14 protein-coding genes are annotated in these 16,864 nt (G+C 68.8%); 9 read left to right on the plus strand and 5 right to left on the minus strand.

Going from position 1 to position 16,864, the window contains the following annotated elements; genetic code table 11:
• Window positions 1-217: 217 nt before the first annotated feature.
• Entirely contained in the window at window positions 218-1,705 is a 1,488-nt protein-coding gene (locus tag NQV17_RS31930) for an aldehyde dehydrogenase (protein WP_044843918.1), read from the minus strand.
• Window positions 1,706-1,733: 28 nt separating this feature from the next.
• Window positions 1,734-2,339, minus strand: coding sequence for a thioesterase family protein (locus NQV17_RS31935; protein ID WP_257775324.1), 606 nt, complete (start codon window positions 2,337-2,339; stop codon window positions 1,734-1,736).
• Between the two features lie 261 nt (window positions 2,340-2,600).
• On the opposite strand from NQV17_RS31935, the gene NQV17_RS31940 reads away from it, so the two are divergent.
• Together NQV17_RS31940 and NQV17_RS31945 are read left to right on the plus strand one after the other, a co-directional pair.
• Window positions 2,601-3,731: a porin gene (locus tag NQV17_RS31940; RefSeq protein WP_124522966.1), complete on the plus strand. Its 1,131-nt coding sequence runs from the start codon at window positions 2,601-2,603 to the stop codon at window positions 3,729-3,731.
• Window positions 3,732-3,773: 42 nt separating this feature from the next.
• Window positions 3,774-5,165, plus strand: coding sequence for an FAD-binding oxidoreductase (locus NQV17_RS31945; RefSeq protein WP_257775325.1), 1,392 nt, complete (start codon window positions 3,774-3,776; stop codon window positions 5,163-5,165).
• A 97-nt stretch (window positions 5,166-5,262) separates the two neighbouring features.
• Here NQV17_RS31945 and NQV17_RS31950 read toward each other — a convergent pair whose 3' ends face one another.
• The 3 genes from NQV17_RS31950 to NQV17_RS31960 are packed head-to-tail and all read right to left on the minus strand — an operon-like array spanning window position 5,263 to window position 9,392.
• On the minus strand, window positions 5,263-7,392 hold the full coding sequence (locus NQV17_RS31950; RefSeq protein ID WP_257775326.1) for an acetate--CoA ligase family protein: 2,130 nt from the start codon (window positions 7,390-7,392) through the stop codon (window positions 5,263-5,265).
• 50 nt (window positions 7,393-7,442) lie between these two features.
• On the minus strand, window positions 7,443-8,600 hold the full coding sequence (locus NQV17_RS31955) for an acyl-CoA dehydrogenase family protein (protein ID WP_257775327.1): 1,158 nt from the start codon (window positions 8,598-8,600) through the stop codon (window positions 7,443-7,445).
• Window positions 8,601-8,603: 3 nt separating this feature from the next.
• On the minus strand, window positions 8,604-9,392 hold the full coding sequence (locus NQV17_RS31960; RefSeq protein ID WP_044843924.1) for an enoyl-CoA hydratase/isomerase family protein: 789 nt from the start codon (window positions 9,390-9,392) through the stop codon (window positions 8,604-8,606).
• A 146-nt stretch (window positions 9,393-9,538) separates the two neighbouring features.
• On the opposite strand from NQV17_RS31960, the gene NQV17_RS31965 reads away from it, so the two are divergent.
• From NQV17_RS31965 to NQV17_RS31995, 7 genes are all read left to right on the plus strand, one after another.
• Window positions 9,539-10,705 carry an ABC transporter ATP-binding protein gene (locus NQV17_RS31965; protein WP_257775328.1) on the plus strand — a complete coding sequence of 389 codons (1,167 nt, stop codon included), beginning with the start codon at window positions 9,539-9,541 and terminating at the stop codon, window positions 10,703-10,705.
• A gap of 146 nt (window positions 10,706-10,851) precedes the next feature.
• Entirely contained in the window at window positions 10,852-11,961 is a 1,110-nt protein-coding gene (locus NQV17_RS31970) for an ABC transporter substrate-binding protein (protein WP_257775329.1), read from the plus strand.
• 25 nt (window positions 11,962-11,986) lie between these two features.
• Window positions 11,987-12,862, plus strand: coding sequence for an ABC transporter permease (locus NQV17_RS31975; RefSeq protein WP_124488860.1), 876 nt, complete (start codon window positions 11,987-11,989; stop codon window positions 12,860-12,862).
• Between the two features lie 20 nt (window positions 12,863-12,882).
• The gene (locus NQV17_RS31980; protein ID WP_124488859.1) at window positions 12,883-13,677 is read left to right on the plus strand and encodes an ABC transporter permease; all 795 of its coding nucleotides are present in this window, start codon (window positions 12,883-12,885) and stop codon (window positions 13,675-13,677) included.
• A gap of 41 nt (window positions 13,678-13,718) precedes the next feature.
• Window positions 13,719-14,447 carry an NAD(P)H-dependent oxidoreductase gene (locus NQV17_RS31985; protein ID WP_044843929.1) on the plus strand — a complete coding sequence of 243 codons (729 nt, stop codon included), beginning with the start codon at window positions 13,719-13,721 and terminating at the stop codon, window positions 14,445-14,447.
• Between the two features lie 61 nt (window positions 14,448-14,508).
• Entirely contained in the window at window positions 14,509-15,147 is a 639-nt protein-coding gene (locus NQV17_RS31990) for a MarC family protein (protein ID WP_124523801.1), read from the plus strand.
• A 55-nt stretch (window positions 15,148-15,202) separates the two neighbouring features.
• The gene (locus NQV17_RS31995; RefSeq protein WP_257775330.1) at window positions 15,203-16,804 is read left to right on the plus strand and encodes a 5-guanidino-2-oxopentanoate decarboxylase; all 1,602 of its coding nucleotides are present in this window, start codon (window positions 15,203-15,205) and stop codon (window positions 16,802-16,804) included.
• The last annotated feature ends 60 nt before the right edge of the window (window positions 16,805-16,864 follow it).

Raw genomic sequence — 16,864 nt, forward strand, 5'->3', positions numbered from 1 at the left:
AGTGCCGAGATGGAGACCGCCAGGATTTTCGAGCACGATGGATCGCAGGCTGTTTGCTTGCCGAAGGATTTCCGCTTCGATACCACGGAGGTCCGGATTCGGCGGCACGCCGCTGATCGGCCCGGTTGATGCCGATTTCGAGGAGGCTTCGACAAGCGCGCCCGCCGCTCATGAATGCTCCGGGCCGGACGTGTTCGAATGAAGTTTCTGCTGGATATCACCGCAACCGGATCACCGTCGACTTCAACTCCGTGTACTTCTCCAACGCGTGCAATGAGTTGTCGCGCCCGTTGCCCGATTCCTTGAAGCCGCCGAACGGGAAGTTCATGTCGTCGGTTTCCTCGTAGCCGTTCACCCACACCGTGCCGGCCCGCAGCCGCCGCGCGGTTTCGTGCGCGGTCGTCAGGTTCGCGGTCCACACCGACGCCGCGAGCCCATAACGCGTGTCGTTCGCGAGCGCGACGGCCGTATCGAGATCGTCGAACGCGGTCACCGCCAGCACCGGCCCGAAAATCTCCTCGCGCACGATCCGCGCATCGGCCCGCGGACAGTCGAACACGGTCGGCTCGACGTACTGGCCGCCGCTCGCGGCGCGCGCGCGCCGGCCGCCCGCGAGCAGCGTCGCCTCGTCGCGGCCGGCGTCGACGTAGCCGAGCACGCGCTCGACCTGCGCGGCGTCGATCAGGCTGCCCATCCGCGTGTCGGGCGACAGCGGATCGCCGGGCGCATACTCGGGCGCGATCGCGAGCACGCGCGCGACCAGTTCGTCGCGGATCGCGCGATGGACGAGCAGGCGCGAACCCGCCGTGCACATCTGCCCGGTGTTGTAGAACACCGCATGCGCGACGGTGCGCGCCGCGCGTTCGAGATCGGGGCAATCGGGCAGCACGATCTGCGGCGACTTGCCGCCGAGTTCGAGCCATACGCGCTTCAGGTTCGAATCGGCCGCGCAGCGCGCGACTTTATGGCCGACCGCGGTCGAGCCGGTAAACGCGATGCAGTCGACGTCCGGATGCCGCGCGAGCGCTTCGCCTGCATCGCCGAACCCCGGCAGCACGTTCAGCACGCCGGCCGGCAGCCCGGCCTGCACGGCCAGCGCGGCGAGCCGCAGCGCGCTCAGCGGCGACTTCTCGGACGGCTTGAGCACGACGCTGTTGCCGGCCGCGAGCGCGGGCGCGCATTTCCACATCGCGATCATCGCGGGGAAATTCCACGGCACGACAGCCGCGACCACGCCGATCGGCTCGCGCGTGACGAGTCCGACGAGATGCGCGTCGGCTGGCGCGACTTCGCCGCCGGTCTTGTCGATCGCCTCGGCGAACCACTCGGCGCAATAAGCGGTGGACGGGATGTCGATCGTGGTCGTATCGCCGATCGGCTTGCCGGTGTCGAGCGTTTCGAGCAGCGCGAGATCGTTCGCGTGCTCGCGGATCAACGCGGCCCAGCGCAGCAGCACGCGCTTGCGTTCGCGCGGCGATGCGTCGCGCCAGATGCCGCTTTCGAACGCGCGCCGCGCGGCGGCGACCGCGAGGTCGGCGTCGGCCGCGCGGCAATGCGCGACCTGCGCGAGCACGCGGCCGTCGATCGGGCTCGTGCATGTGAAGGTGGCGCCGTCGTGCGCGTCGCGGAACGTGCCGTCCACGAACGCGCGGGAAGCGATGTCGAGCTGGCCGGCGCGGCTGCGCCAGGCGTCGTGCGTCTGCATGGGAAAACTCCGTCGTGGTTCGGCTTGGTCAGCGGGAAGTGGAAGTGGCGGAAGCAGTGGAAACGGCAGGCACCGCGCGGCGGATCGCGATCGCACGGCCCGCGTGCGGCTCGCGCGGCGCGCGCGCATGCTCGGCGTGAATCGCGTCGAGATGCCGGCGGATCGCGTCCGGAAACGGCGCCGAGCGTTTCGCGCGCATGTCCACGTGCGTGAGCAGCTGTTCGCCGGTCGCGAGTTGCGCGCCGGTCGTCGCGTGATGCATCGAATGGAACACGTGCAGCCGGCGATCGTCCAGGTCGAGCAGCCGCACCGTGAGCCGCAGCGGCTCGCCGAGCATCGCTTCGCGCAGGTGGCGGATGTGCGTTTCCGCGGAATAGATCGAGCAGCCGGCTTCGCGATAGTCGTCGTCGATGCCGAAGTAGCGGAAGAACGCATCGCTGCTGTCGCCGAACACGAGCAGGTAGCACGACTCGCTCATGTGGCCGTTGTAGTCGACCCATTCGGGCTGCACGATGCAGCGATGCAGTTCGAGCGGCGTCGCGATCGGCGCGGCCGGGTCGTACGGGCGCGACTTCTGTCCTTCGTAGGCCGAGCGCAGGCGCGGCTCGGCGGCGGGGCTGAGGGTGGTCGTCATCCAGTGCACTCCGAGGTTCGGAACGGGCCCGCACGTCGTCCGCGGGGCTGCCGGTCGATGTTATGACGGGTTGAACGTTTTTTCAATAATGAAATCGCCGATGGGTGTAAACACCGGTGCATCCGACCTCGTCAATCGATTGAACATTCATTCAGCAAAACCTATACTCGCCAGCGCCGCGGTGCCGAAGCGAAGCAGGCGGGCGGCGTTCACGCACAACGAAAATCGAGCCGCCGTGCGCGGCAACCGGAGACACCGAAAATGAAGAAGCGCTTCCTGCTGGCCGGCATGATGTCGGTGATGGTCCACGGCTACGCCCATGCCCAGAGCAGCGTGTCGCTGTACGGGATTATCGACGGCGGCATCACCTACGTGAACAACACGGGCGGCGCGCACGCGTACCTGTTCGACGACGGCGTGTCGTACGGCAACCGCGTCGGCCTGATGGGCACCGAGGATCTCGGCGGCGGCAACAAGGCGGTGTTCAAGCTCGAGAGCGGCTTCCGGCTCGGCACCGGCAGGCTGAACCAGGGTGGCGCGATGTTCGGGCGGCAGGCGTACGTCGGGCTCGGCAACGACTGGGGCACGCTGACGTTCGGTAATCAGTACGACTTCGCATTCGACTTCACGGCCGCGTACAACGTCAGCGCCTTCGGTAGCGGCTACGGCGTGCATCTCGGCGATTTCGACCGCCAGAGCGGGGACCGGCTGCAGAACGCGGTGAAATTCGTCAGCAACAGCTTCCACGGGCTCGTGGTCGGCGGCATGTATTCGTTCAGCAACGACGCGGGCAGCTTCCATGACGGGAGCGCATGGAGCGTGGGCGCGAGCTACACGCACGGCGATTTCTCGGCGGGCGGCAACTACACGCGGCTCAACGCGCCACGCCGGCTTGCCGCGCTCGATCCGTATGCGCAGATGGGCGTGCGGACGATGCTCGGGCAGACGGTCGCAACGGTCGACCCGGCGACGGGCGCCGTCACCGACCTGCACGATTCGACGCCGTTCTCGATCGATTCGCAATCGATCTTCGGTGTCGGCGCGTCGTACACGTTCGGCAAGCTGACGCTGAACGCGGACTTCAGCAACACGACGTTCAAGGGCTACGGACAATCGTCGACGATGCGCGTGTACGAAGCGGGCGGCCTCTACCAGGCGACCGTGCCGCTGTCGCTCGTCGCCGGCTATCAGTACACGACGTTCGAAGGTCATCACTGGCACGAAGTCGCGCTCGGCGCGCATTACGCGCTGTCGAAGCGCACCGACGTGTATGCGGCGGTCGACTGGATGCGTGCATCGAACGGCGTCGACGCGGTGATCGGCTACAGCTTCACGCCGTCGACGAGCCGCACGCAGGCCGCCGCGCGCATCGGCATGCGGCACAATTTCTGATCCTCACTCGTTCCCGGGCCGGTTCGGGCGGCCCCGTCGATCATGTCCGATCCTTCCTTGAACGGCGACGTCGTCGCCGCGCTGCGCGACGCACTCGGCGCCGATTGCGTCAGCGTGGGCGACGCCATCGGCGCGCGTCATTTCACGAACTACGGCGAAGCGGCCGGCCCGCGGCCGCGTGCGTTGGTGCGGCCGCGCAGCGTCGACGACGTGAGCCGCGCGCTCGCGATCTGCACCGCGTATCGTCAGACGGTCGTGCCGCAGGGCGGAATGACGGGGCTCGCGGCAGGCGCCGGGCCCGGTGCGCAGGACGTCGTGCTGTCGCTCGACCGCATGAAGGGCGTCGTCGAGATCGATGCGGACGCGGCCACCGTCACCGCGTGGGCCGGCACGACGCTGCAGGAGCTGCAGCAGGCAGTGGACGACGCGGGATTCGCGCTCGGTATCGATCTCGGCGCGCGCGGCTCGTGCCAGATCGGCGGCAACGTCGCGACCAATGCGGGCGGCAATCGCGTGATCCGCTACGGTACGACGCGCGAGCAGGTACTCGGCCTCGAGGTCGTGCTGGCCGACGGCACCGTGCTGAGTTCGCTGAACAAGATGCTGAAGAACAACGCGGGTTACGACCTGCGGCAGATTTTCGTTGGCAGCGAAGGCACGCTCGGCGTCATCACGCGCGTCGTGCTGCGGCTCCATCCGCGGCTCGCCGCGCCATCCACCGCGTTGTGCGCGGTGCGCGATACGGCGGCGGCGCTCGCGCTGCTGCGCGACGCGCGTGCCGCATGCGCGGACTTGCTGAGCTTCGAGGCGATGTGGCCGGCGTTCTACGGCTACGTATGCGCGCATACGCCCGGCACGCGCGCGCCGCTGCCGGCGGACGGCGGCGTCAAGGTGCTGATCGAATGCGCGAGCGGCGATGCCGCGCAGACGGCCGAACGGTTCGAAGCGGTGCTGGCCGACTGGCTCGAACGCGGGCTGATCGACGATGCGGCGCTCGCGCAGACCGCGGCCGATGCGCAGGCCTTCTGGACGGTGCGCGAAGGGCTCGCGATCGACGATCTCCCTGGCGTCGTCAATTTCGACGTCGGCATTCCGCCGCGCGCGACGGAGAAGTTCATCGACGCGTGCGAGCGCGCGCTGAACGCACGCTGGCCCGGGGCGCACGTGTTCTTCTTCGGCCACCTCGGCGACAGCAACCTGCATGTGTGCGTTTCCGCGCCGTATGCGACGGGCGAGGGCGCGCACGACGTCGACGCGGTGTTGTATCCGCTCGTGCGCGATGCGGGCGGCTCGGTGTCGGCCGAGCACGGGATTGGCCGCTACAAGCGCGACTGGCTCGGTTGTTCGCGCAGCGACGCCGAGATCGCCGCGATGCGACATCTCAAGCATGCATTCGATCCGTTCGGACTTCTGAATCCCGGCAAAGTGATCTGAACGGCGGATCGTTCTTCGTTTTCGATGGACGACTCGGCAATCAGGCAGCGGCCCGCTCGCGCATCACGCGAGCGGGCCGCCGCGTTTCAGGCCGGCATCACGCGTCGAGCCGCACCAGCGCATCGACGGCCACCGCGCCGCGTTCCATCACCAGCAGCGGATTGACGTCGAGTTCGACGAGCGTGTCGGCGTGCGCCTGTGCGAAACGCGCGATCGCCATCACGTTCGCGACGACCGCATCGAGATCGGCCTTCGGCCGCCCGCGATAGCCGGTCAGCAGCGGGCCGAGCTTCAACCCGAGCAGTGCGTCGCGCACGTCGCTTTCGCGCACCGGCAGCAGCAGCGTCGCGGTGTCGCGGATCAGTTCGACCAGCACGCCGCCGGTGCCGAGCACCAGCGCGAGACCGAAATTCGGCTCGCGCTTCACGCCGACGATCAGCTCGAGCAGCGGCGCGTCGGCCATCTTCTCGACGAGGATGCGTTCGACGTGCACATCCGACGCATAACGCGCGACCTGTTCGGTCATTCGCGCGACGGCGTCGGCCACGGCTTCGGGCGAGCCGAGCTTCAGCGCGACCGCGCCGGCTTCGGTCTTGTGCGGCAGGCGATCGCTGACCACTTTCACGCAGACCGGAAAGCCGAGCCGCTGCGCGGCGGCCGGCGCATCGGCGGGCGCGACGCATTCGGCCGGCGGCACGTCGAGCCCCTGCGCGGCCAGCATCCGCTTGCTCGCCCATTCGTCGTGCAGCGTCGCGGTGCCGTGGCCGCCGCCGCCCGCGCGCAGCACCGGCAGCGTGTTCAGCGCGTCGGCGTCGAGCACGCGGCGGCGCGTGTCGCCGTAGGCCATCGCCGCGCCGATCGCAGCGATCCCGTCGGCCAGCCCCTGCAGCGGCGCGACGCCGGCGGCGGCCATGCGGGCCGCGTGATCGGGCGGCGTCAGGTCCGGAAACACCGAGATCACCGCGCCGACCACGCCGTGCTGGCGTGCGGACGCCGCGAACGCGTCCGCGGCGATATCGCACAGCGGCCGCTCGCCGGTCGCTTCCTGCGGATAGTCGAGGATCATCGCGGCGGCGCCCGGGCGATCGGCGAGCAGCGCGTCGCAGCACGCGCGCATCTTGTCGGGGTCGCCCCACGGCGTGGTCGTGAAGTCGAGCGGGTTCGCGATCGTCGCGTACGCGGGCAGCACGTTGCCGAGCGCGTCGCGGCCGGCATCGCCGACCGGCGGAAAAGCGATGCCGCGCGCTTCGCCGAGATCGGCGACGAGCCCCGCATCGCCGCCGGACGTCGCCAGCGCTGCGAGCGTGCGGCGCTCGGGCACGCCTGCGATCGCGAGCAGCTTCAACGTCTCGACGAGGCCGACCGGGTCCTTCACGCGAATCACGCCGAGCCGCCGGAACAGCGCGTCATACAGCGCGTCCGAGCCCGCGAGCGAACTCGTGTGGCTCATCGCGAGCTGCGCGCCGAGCGTCGACGTGCCGCTCTTCAGTGCGACGATCGGCACGCCGCGCGCGAGCGCGCGGGCCGCGGCCTCGCTGAACGCGCGCACGTCCTTCAGCCCTTCGAGATGCACGCCGATCGCGCGGATGCGCGGATCGTCGACGAACGCATCGACGAGGCGCGCGATATCGACCGACGCCTGGTTGCCGACGCTCGCGAGATACGCGAACGGCACCGAGCGCGCGCTCATCGACAGGTTGTACGCGAGGTTGCCGCTCTGCGTGATCACCGCGACGCCCGATTCGACGCGCGGCGCGCAATGCGCGACCGGCCACAGCGCGCTGCCGTTCAGCCCGTTGATCAGGCCGTAGCAATTCGGGCCGAGCACGGCCATGTCGCCGGCCGCGTCGACCAGCGCCTGCTGCAGCGCGGCACCGTCGGCGCCCGTTTCGGAGAAACCCGACGCATACACGATCGCGCCGCCGGCGCCGCGTGCGGCGAGCGCGCGCACGACGTCGATCGCCTGGCGCGCGGGCACCGCGACGAACACGGCGTCCGGCGCGGCGGGCAGGTCGGCGACGCTCGCATGGCAGCGCACGCCGTCGATCTCCGCATGATTCGGATTGACGAGCCGGATATCGCCGGCATAGCCGTAATCGCGACAGCGCTGCACGGCGCCCGCGATGCCGCGTCCGCCGACGAACGCGATGCTGGCCGGGTCGAGCAGCCGGCGCAGATTGGCCGCGGCGGCCGCGCGGCGATCCCTGACTGCGGGAGAGGAAGTCATGAAAGGTCCTTTCGGAAGTCGCGCCGGACGCGCCGGCGCGACGATTCGCGTCAGCTGTAGCGTCGGAGGATTTCCTTGGACAGGATATGGCGCTGGATCTCGGACGTGCCTTCCCAGATGCGCTCGATGCGCGCATCGCGCCAGAAGCGCTCGATCGGCAGTTCATCCATCAGCCCCATGCCGCCGTAGATCTGCACCGCGTGATCGGTCACGCGGCCGAGTGTCTCGGTCGCGAGCAGCTTCGCGAGTGCGGCGTCGCCGTCGGTCATCGTGCCCTGGTCGAGCTTCTGCGCGGTGTACAGCGTGACGAGTTCCGCCGCGCGGATCTCGGTCTGCATGTCCGCGAGCTTGAACGACGTGCCCTGGAAGTCGCCGATGCGCTTGCCGAACTGATGACGCGTCGCGGCCCATTCGGCGGCCATCTCGAACGCGCGCTGCGCGCGGCCGATGTTGTTCGCGGCGACCATCACGCGGCCGGCGGTCAGCCAGTCGTTCGCGAGCTCGAAGCCGCGATGCTCGTCGCCGAGGATCTGCGCGGCGCTCACGCGGCAGTCGGAGAGGAAGATCTCCGACTGGTGATAGCCGCGCAGGCTCGTGCAGTGCGGGCCGCGCCGCACGGTCATGCCCGGCGTGTCCTTGTCGATCAGGAAGCAGGTCACGCGCTTGCGCTTCTGGCCGCGTACTTCCTCCTCGCCGGTGACGGCGAACAGGATCACGAAGTCGGCCGTGTCCGCATGACTGATGAAGTGCTTGCTGCCGTTGATCACGTAGTCGTCACCGTCGCGCACCGCGCGCGTGCGGATGCCCATCGCGTCGGAGCCGGCGCCCGGCTCGGTCAGCGCGAAGCAGTCGACGCGCTCGCCGCGCACGGCCGGCTTCAGGTAGCGCTCGACCTGGTCGCCCTTGCACGCCATCAGGATCTTGCTCGGCCGCGCGACGAACACGTGCAGCGCCCAGCTCGTGCGGCCGAGCTCGCGTTCGACGAGCGCCTGCGTCACGTAGTCGAGCCCCGGGCCACCGGCGCTCTCGGGCATGTTGAACGCATAGAAGCCGAGCTCGAGCGACTTGCGGCGGATCGAGTCGGCGAGTTCGGGCGGCACGTCGTCCGCGCGATCGACCGCGAATTCATGAGGCTGCAGTTCCTTCTCGACGAACTGACGCAGCGACGTCACCAGCATTTCCTGCTCTTGGGTCAGCGAAAAATCCATCGATCATCTCCCGACAAAATGAGGTGCGCGACCTTCGACCGACGCGCGAAGCGCTTCCTGGCCGTCCTCGCTGTGACCGCACGCGACGCCGGCCGCCAGCTCGCCGCGCAGTTGCTCGGCGAGGGTGTGCGTGAGCGATTGCGCGAGCAGCGCCTTGGTGTGGCCGAACGCGACGCTCGGCCCTTGCGCCAGACGCGCGGCGAACGCGGCGACGTGCGTCGCGAAATCGTCGGCGTCGACGACTTCGGACACGAGCCCCGCGGCGAGCGCATCCTGCGCGTTCCAGCGTTCGTTCAGAAAGATGAAGCGGCGTGCGACGTCCGGGCGCGCGATGCGCGGCAGGAACCAGCTTCCGCCCATGTCGGGGCTGTAGCCCATGCCCGTATACCCGCAGCGCAGCGTCGCGGCCGTGCTCGCGATGCGGAAGTCGCACGCGAAGCCGATGTCGGTGCCGGCGCCGACCGTCGAGCCGTTCAGCGCGGCGATCGTCGGACGCGGAAATGCGGCGAGCGTCTGCACGAAACGGTGCGCACGCTCGGTCCAGCCGTAGGTGTCGAGTTCGCCGTTGCGCTCGGCCTCGGCCCATTCGTCGACGTCCGCGCCCGCACAGAACGCGCTGCCGGTGCCGGTCAGTACGACGCAGCGCACGGCCGGATCGTTCGCGAGCGCGTCGAGCGTCTCGCGAAGAAAGTCGAGATGCGGCCGCGCGAGCGAATTGCGTTTCGCCGGGCGGTTCAGGCGAAGGGTCACGACGCCGTCGTGCCGTTCGATTCGAATGTCCTCGATGCTCATGCTGATCACTGTCTCCTGGTTGTTGTGTGTCGGGGTGGTGTCAGAGCCGGCAAGGGTCGCCGCTACTTGCGGACCGCATTTCGGCATAGTATAAGTTCTGTTAAATGAACGTTCAACCCAATTGTGAGTCGACCAGGAGACACACGATGAGCGCGGTGATGGAGACGTCGGCAGGTGTGGAGGACGGCAAGACCGGGGCGCATGCGGCACGCGCGGCAGCGGCGCGGCATGCGGCGGGCGGCGCGGGCCTGCAGATCGATCGCGTGTCGAAGCGCTACGGCGGCGTGCACGCGCTGCGCGAAACGACGATCGACATTCCGCGCGGCGAATTCCTGACGATCCTCGGGCCGTCGGGTTCGGGCAAGACGACGCTGCTGACGATCGTCGCGGGCTTCGAGCATCCGAGCAGCGGCGACCTGCGCGTCGGCGGCCGCAGCATCGTCGCGTTGCCGCCCGAGAAGCGCAACTTCGGGATGGTGTTCCAGGGCTATGCGCTGTTTCCGCACATGACGGTCGAACAGAACGTCGCGTATCCGCTGATGGTGCGCAAGCAGAAAGGGCCCGACGCGGTGAAGCGCGTGAAGGCCGCGCTCGATCTCGTGCGGCTCGGCCATCTCGCCGATCGCCTGCCGCGCCAGTTGTCGGGTGGCCAGCAGCAGCGCGTCGCGATCGCGCGCGCGCTGGTGTTCGATCCCGATCTCGTGCTGCTCGACGAGCCGCTCGGCGCGCTCGACCGCAAGCTGCGAGGCGAGGTGCAGGTCGAGCTGAAGGCGCTGCACGAGCGGCTCGGCGCGACGTTCCTGTTCGTCACGCACGACCAGGAGGAAGCGCTGTCGATGTCGGACCGGATCGCGATCATGCGCGACGGCCGGCTCGAACAGATCGGCACGCCGGACGGGCTCTACGAGCAGCCGGCCAACCGCTTCGTCGCGGACTTCCTCGGCAAGAGCAATTTCATCGAAGGTGTCGCGCTCGGCGGCGATGCTTCGACGACGCATTACCGCGTCGGCGATGCGCGCTTCGTCGCGCCTGCGTGCGGTGCGCGGCCCGACGAGCCGCTGCTGTTCGCGCTGCGCCCGGAGAAGGTCGCGGTGTCGGCGACGTCGTGCGGCGGCGCGCACAACGAAGTCGCGGGCCGCATTCGCCACTGGAGCTATTTCGGTTCGTCGTACCGCTTCGAGATCGAGACGCCGGCGCTCGGCCGCGTGACGGCCGACGTGCCCGCATGGCGCGGGCTCGCGTCACCACGCAGCGGCATGGACGTGTTCGTGCAGTGGGAGCGCGACGCGACGTGTCGGATCGCGGCCGACTGACGCGGCGCACGCTGCATCTCGCGCGAAGCGGCACGAGTCGCCGTCGCCGCCGACTCACCGACTGACGGATTCACTGATTCACCGATTCACCGACGCCCGAAAACGACGAGACGCGTGCGGGCGCTGACCAGCCTGGAGGAGACACCATGACGAACCGCCATCTGCAGGACCTGCTCGACCAAGCACGCGAACTTCAACCGGCGACGTCGCAGCGCCGCCGCGATTTTCTGCGGTTGTGCGCGGCGGCCGGCATCGCGCCGACGCTGCTGTCGCTCGGCGCGAAGGACGCACTCGCGTCGAACCCGAAGGAAATCGTGCTCAGCGCATGGGGCGGCGAAGCGCGTTCGGCGTTCCGCTCCGCGTACATGGACCCGTTCACGAAGGCGAGCGGCATCCGGATGGGCTACGACTCGTCGCCGGAGGATGGCAAGATCAAGGCGATGGTCGAGAACCGGAACGTGATCTGGGACGTGATGGATCTCGACGGCTTCGCTGCGATCAAGCTCGGCAAGCAGGGCTTCCTGCGGCCGATCGACTATTCGGTCGTCGGCCGCAACACGCTGCCGGGGCTCGCATCGGACTTCGGCGTGCCGTCGTACCTGCTGAGCTACGTGCTCGTCTACGACGCGCGCAAGTTCGGCGCGAATCCGCCGAAGAACTGGGCCGATTTCTGGAACGTCGGCAAGTTTCCGGGCAAGCGCGGGCTGTGGAAATGGATGGGCGGCGCGCTCGAAGCCGCGCTGATGGCCGACGGCGTCGACAAGGACAAGGTCTATCCGATCGACGTGCCGCGCGCGCTGAAGAAGCTGAAGGAATTGCGCTCGAACATGCTGCTGTGGGATTCGGGCGCGGACAGCCTGCAGCTGCTGCGCAACGGCGAAGTCAGCATGGCGTGCATCTGGCATACGCGCGCGAACGTGATCCGGCGCGAGAGCAACGGTCGGTTCCGCTATACGTGGGAGCAGGGGCTCGCGTCATGCGACGTGTGGGGCGTGCCGAAAAACAATCCGTCGGGCGACGCCGTCTGGCAGTTCATCAAGTTCGTGCAGGGCGTCGAGCCGCAGGTGCGCCTGCTGTCGCTGCTCGGCAACGGGCCGGTGACGCCGGCCGCGACCGCCGCGGTGCCGCAGGCGCTACGCGCCGACAACCCGGGCACGCCGGAGAACTGGGCGAAGCAGTGCAAGGTGAATCCCGAGTGGTGGGCACAGCACTACGAAGCGACGCTCGCGCAGTACACCGACCTGATGTCGTCCTGAGCCGCCGCCTCGTGAGCGTGACGCCATGAATACCCTGTCTACTCCCGTCGCGGGCGCGGTCCCGCTCGGCCGCGCGAAGGCCGATCGTTACTGGCTGCTCGTCGTGCCGCTGCTCGCGGTGCTGATCGTGCTGTACGTGTATCCGCTCGTGCGCGTGCTGTGGCTCGGCTTCACGGTGCCGGAGCCGGGCCTGCACAACTATGCGCGGCTGCTCGGCAATCATGGCGTGCATCGCGTGCTGTGGACCACGCTGCGCGTGTGCGCGGTCACGACCGTGTGTTCGGTCGCGCTCGGCTATGCGATTGCGTATGCGATGGCGCACGTCGGCCCGCGGCAACGGATGGCGCTGATGTTCGGGCTGCTCGTGCCGTTCTGGGCGTCGGTGCTGGTGCGCGCGTTCTCGTGGCTGTTCCTGCTCGGCGAGCAGGGGCTCGTCAACACGCTGCTGCTGCGCATCGGGCTGATCGACGCGCCGCTGCCGCTGATGCGAAACGAGGTCGGCGTCGTGATCGGGATGATCCACTTCATGATTCCGTACGCGGTGCTGCCGCTGTACGCGAACATGAAGGGCATCGATCCGCAGCTCGCGCGTGCCTCGCAGGGGCTCGGCGCGGGCGCTTTCGTCACGTTCCGCAAGGTGTATTTCCCGCAGACGCGACCGGGCATCGTCGGCGCGGCGATCCTCGTGTTCATCTTCTCGCTCGGCTTCTACGTGACGCCGGTGATACTCGGCGGCGGCCGCACCGTGATGATCGCCGAATACATCAGCACGCAGATCCTGCAGCTCGTGAACTGGGGCAGCGGGGCGGCGCTCGCGTCGCTGCTGCTGGCGTCGATCCTGGCCGCGCTCGCGCTGCTCGCGCGTTTCGTCGACCTGCGCGAGCTGTTCGGCGCGCGCTGACCCCAACGGAGGAGGTTCCGATGAACACCCGAATGACCGCAGGACGCGCGCTCGTGGTCGGTATCGCGTGGGCCGCGATCCTGTTCCTGATGCTGCCGCTGCTCGTGTCGGTGCCCGTCTCGCTGACGCCGAGTGACTACCTGTCGATGCCGGACGGCGCGCTGTCGCTGCGGCACTACCGCGTGCTGCTCGACGACGACGGCTGGGTGTCGAGCTTCCTGCAGAGCGGGCTGATCGCGCTGGTGTCGTCGGCGATCTCGGTCGCGCTCGGCACGCTGTGCGCGATCGGGCTGTGGAAAGTCGCGTCGCGGCGCGGCGAGTTCGTGCGCGGCGTGATCCTGTTCCCGCTGATCGTGCCGCCGATCGTGTCGGCGCTCGCGTTCTACCGGCTGTGGGGCGAACTCGGGATGCTCGACAGCTATCCCGCCGCGATCCTGTCGCACGTCGTGCTGTCGGTGCCTTACGTCGTGGTGGCGGTTTCGGCATCGCTCGCGACCGTCGGGCTGCGCATCGAGCAGGCATCGCGCAGCCTCGGTGCGAACGTCGCGCAGACGCTGCGCTACGTGATCCTGCCGTCGATCCGGCCGGGCGTGCTGTCGGCCGCGGTGTTCGCGTTCATCCTGTCGTGGGACGAACTCGTCGTCACGCTGTTCATCTCGAGCCGGAACGTCTATACGCTGCCGCGCCGCATGTGGGACGGGATGCGCGAGAACGTCGATCCGGCGATCGCGTCGGTATCCACGCTTTTGCTCGTCGCGACCTGCGTCGCGATCGGCCTGTCGCTGCTGCGCAAGCGTGCGGCCGGGTCCGTCTGAATCCAGCAGTTCAACGTTACGTCGCGGAGAAAACTCGCACCATGAAAGTCCTGATCGTTCACGCCCATCCCGAACCGCAGTCGTTCACGACGTCGATGCTGCACCGCGCGGTGAGCACGCTCGAAGCGCAGGGGCATACCGTGACGGTGTCCGACCTGTACGCGATGCAGTGGAATCCGGTCGCGAGCGCGGCCGATTTCGGCGTGCGCAAGAACCCCGACTATCTCGTCTACGCGCTGGAGCAGCGCGAGAACGTCGCCGCGCACGCGATCGCGCCCGACATTGCCGCGGAACTCGACAAGCTTGCCGCGTGCGACCTGCTGATCCTGAGCTTTCCGCTGTTCTGGTGCTCGGTGCCGGCGATCATGAAAGGCTGGATCGACCGCGTGCTCGTGTCGGGCAAGGTGTACGGCGGCGTGCGCTTCTACGATCGCGGCGGGATGCGCGGCAAGCGCGCGCTGCTCGCCTATACGTGCGGCGGCCGCGACTACATGTTCGGTGCAGACGGCGTGCACGGCGAAATGGACCTGATGCTGCGCCACGTGTTGCGCGGCACGCTCGGCTACGCAGGCTTCGACGTGCTGCCGTCGTTCGTCGGCTATCACGTGCCGTACATCGGCGACGCGGAGCGCGCGGCCGTGCTCGAACGCTACGACGCCTACCTCGCAGAGCTCGACCGGCACGAACCGATGGCGTTTCCGACGCTCGACGATTTCGATGGCGACATGCGGCCGCGCGAACGCGCGCCGCAGGACGCCACGCAGGATTGATCACGCCCGGCCGCGTCGCCACCGCGCCGCTTATCCACCCGACCGCATGTGAGTTCGAGCGATGACCCTGACGTCGAGCGACGTGCTGCTGTTCCTGACCGGGCTCCTGACGCTGTTCTGTCCGCCCGTCGCGATCCCGATGTATGCGGCCGTCACCGGGCATTTTCCCGACGTGACACAGCGGCAGATCGCGTTCAGGCTGTTCGCGTGGATCGCGGCGCTGATGATCGGCGCGGTGTGGGGCGGCCAGTTCCTGCTGCGCATGCTCGGCCTCACGCTCGGTGCGCTGACGCTGACGGGCGGCCTCGTGCTGTGCCTGTGGTCGATCCCGATGATGCGCGGCACGGCGAACGACGAGCGCAGCGGCGGCGACACGCGGCTCGAGTATGCGCAATGGCGCAGCTACATCGCGGTGCCGCTGATCTTCCCGCTGTCGATCGGCAGCGCGGTGATGTCGCTCGTGATCACGACCGCGACGCGCTTTCATACGCCGGCCGACCTGCTGGCGCTGAGCGCGGCGTGCGTGCTGCACGCGGGCGTGATCGGGCTCACGTATGCGTGCTCGGCGTCGTGGTGCCGGCGGCTCGGCGAGATCGGCAGGACGCTGGTCGAGCGGCTGTCGGGCATCGTGCTGACCGCGATCGCGTTCCAGATGCTCGCGCAGGGCGTGCGCGAACTGTTGCCGGGGCTCGCGCATTGACGGCCTCGCGGGGCCGCGCGCTATCCACCTCCTTACCCTGAATGATGGGAATCACATGAAAACAGTAGGCATGTACCTGATCGATCTGCTCGCCGCCTACGGCGTCGACACGGTGTTCGGCATTCCCGGCGTGCATACGATCGAGCTGTACCGCGGGCTCGCCGGCAGCGCGCTGCGCCACGTGAGCGCACGCCACGAGCAGGGCCTCGGCTTCATGGCGGACGGCTATGCGCGCGCGACCGGCAAGCCCGGCGTGTGTTTCGTGATCACCGGCCCCGGCATGACGAACATCGCGACGTCGATGGCGCAGGCGTATGCGGATTCGATTCCGATGCTGGTGATTTCGAGCGTCAACGCGTCCGGCGACATCGGCTCCGGCAACGGCCATCTGCACGAACTGCCGGACCAGCACGCGTTCGCGGAGAACATCGCCGCGTTCAGCTACACGGTGCCGCGCGCCGACGCGCTGCCGCAGGCCATCGCACGCGCGTTCGCGGTGTTCTCGGGCGGCCGGCCGCGCCCCGTGCATCTGCAGATTCCGCTCGACGTGCTCGCGGCGCCGGCCGACACGTTGCCGCCTGTGCCGGCCGTGCCGCCGCGCATCACGCCGGGCCCCGCATCGGCCGACGGCATCGACGCATTGCGTGCGAAGGCCGCCGTCGCGCGCGCACCATTGATTCTCGCGGGCGGCGGTGCACTCGACGCGGCCGCCGACGTGCGCTGGCTCGCGGAAACGCTCGACGCGCCGGTCGTGATGACGATCAACGGGCGCGGCGTGCTGCCGAGCGCGCATCCGCTCGGCGTGTCGTGGTCGGCGTCGAGCGATGCGGTGCGCGCGCTGATGCGCGACAGCGACCTGATCGTCGCGCTCGGCACCGAGCTCGGCCCGACCGATTACGACCTGTATGCGACGCGCAGCTTCTCGATGCCCGCGCCGCTCGTGCGGATCGACATCGATCCGCAGCAGCTGTGCCGCAATGCGGTGCCCGCGCTGCCGCTGCTCGGCGACGTCGGCGAAACGCTGCGCGCGCTGCGGCGCGTGTGGCCGGGCGATGCGCGGGCGCGCGCTGACGGCGACGGCGTTGAACGCGCGGCGACGTGCCGTTTGGCCGCGCGGCAGGAACTGAACAACGAAATGCGGCGCGATCTCGCGCTGCTCGACAGCGTGCGCGACGCGCTGCCCGATGCGGCGCTCGTCGGCGATTCGACGCGGATCGTCTATGCGGGCAACGTCGGCTTCGCGGCGTCGCGTCCGCGCAGCTGGTTCAACGCGTCGGTCGGCTTCGGCTCGCTCGGCTACGGGCTGCCGGCCGCGGTCGGCGCGAGCCTCGGCGATGCATCGCGGCCGGTGGTCTGCCTCGCCGGCGACGGCGGGTTCCAGTACACGCTCGCCGAACTGGGCACCGCGGTGCAGCATCGCGCGCGCGTGATCGTCGTACTGCTGAACAACGGCGGTTACGGAGAGATCAAGCGTGCGATGGTCGACGGCGGCGTCGAGCCGGTCGGCGTGGATCTGCATACGCCCGATTTCGTCGCGCTTGCGCGCGCGTATGGATGGGGCGCGCAGCGCGTCGAAGAGGGTGCGTCGCTGGCCGGTGCGCTCGGCGAAGCGGCCGCGCACGATGCGCCGTACCTGATCGAGATTCGTGCGGCCTGAAAATGCGACGGCCTCGCAATGCGAGGCCGTCGTGCCGGTTGTGGCGCGAGTGCGCCGGCT

Origin of the sequence: Burkholderia sp. SCN-KJ (assembly GCF_024656005.1) — a bacterium.
Taxonomy (GTDB): Bacteria; Pseudomonadota; Gammaproteobacteria; order Burkholderiales; family Burkholderiaceae; genus Burkholderia.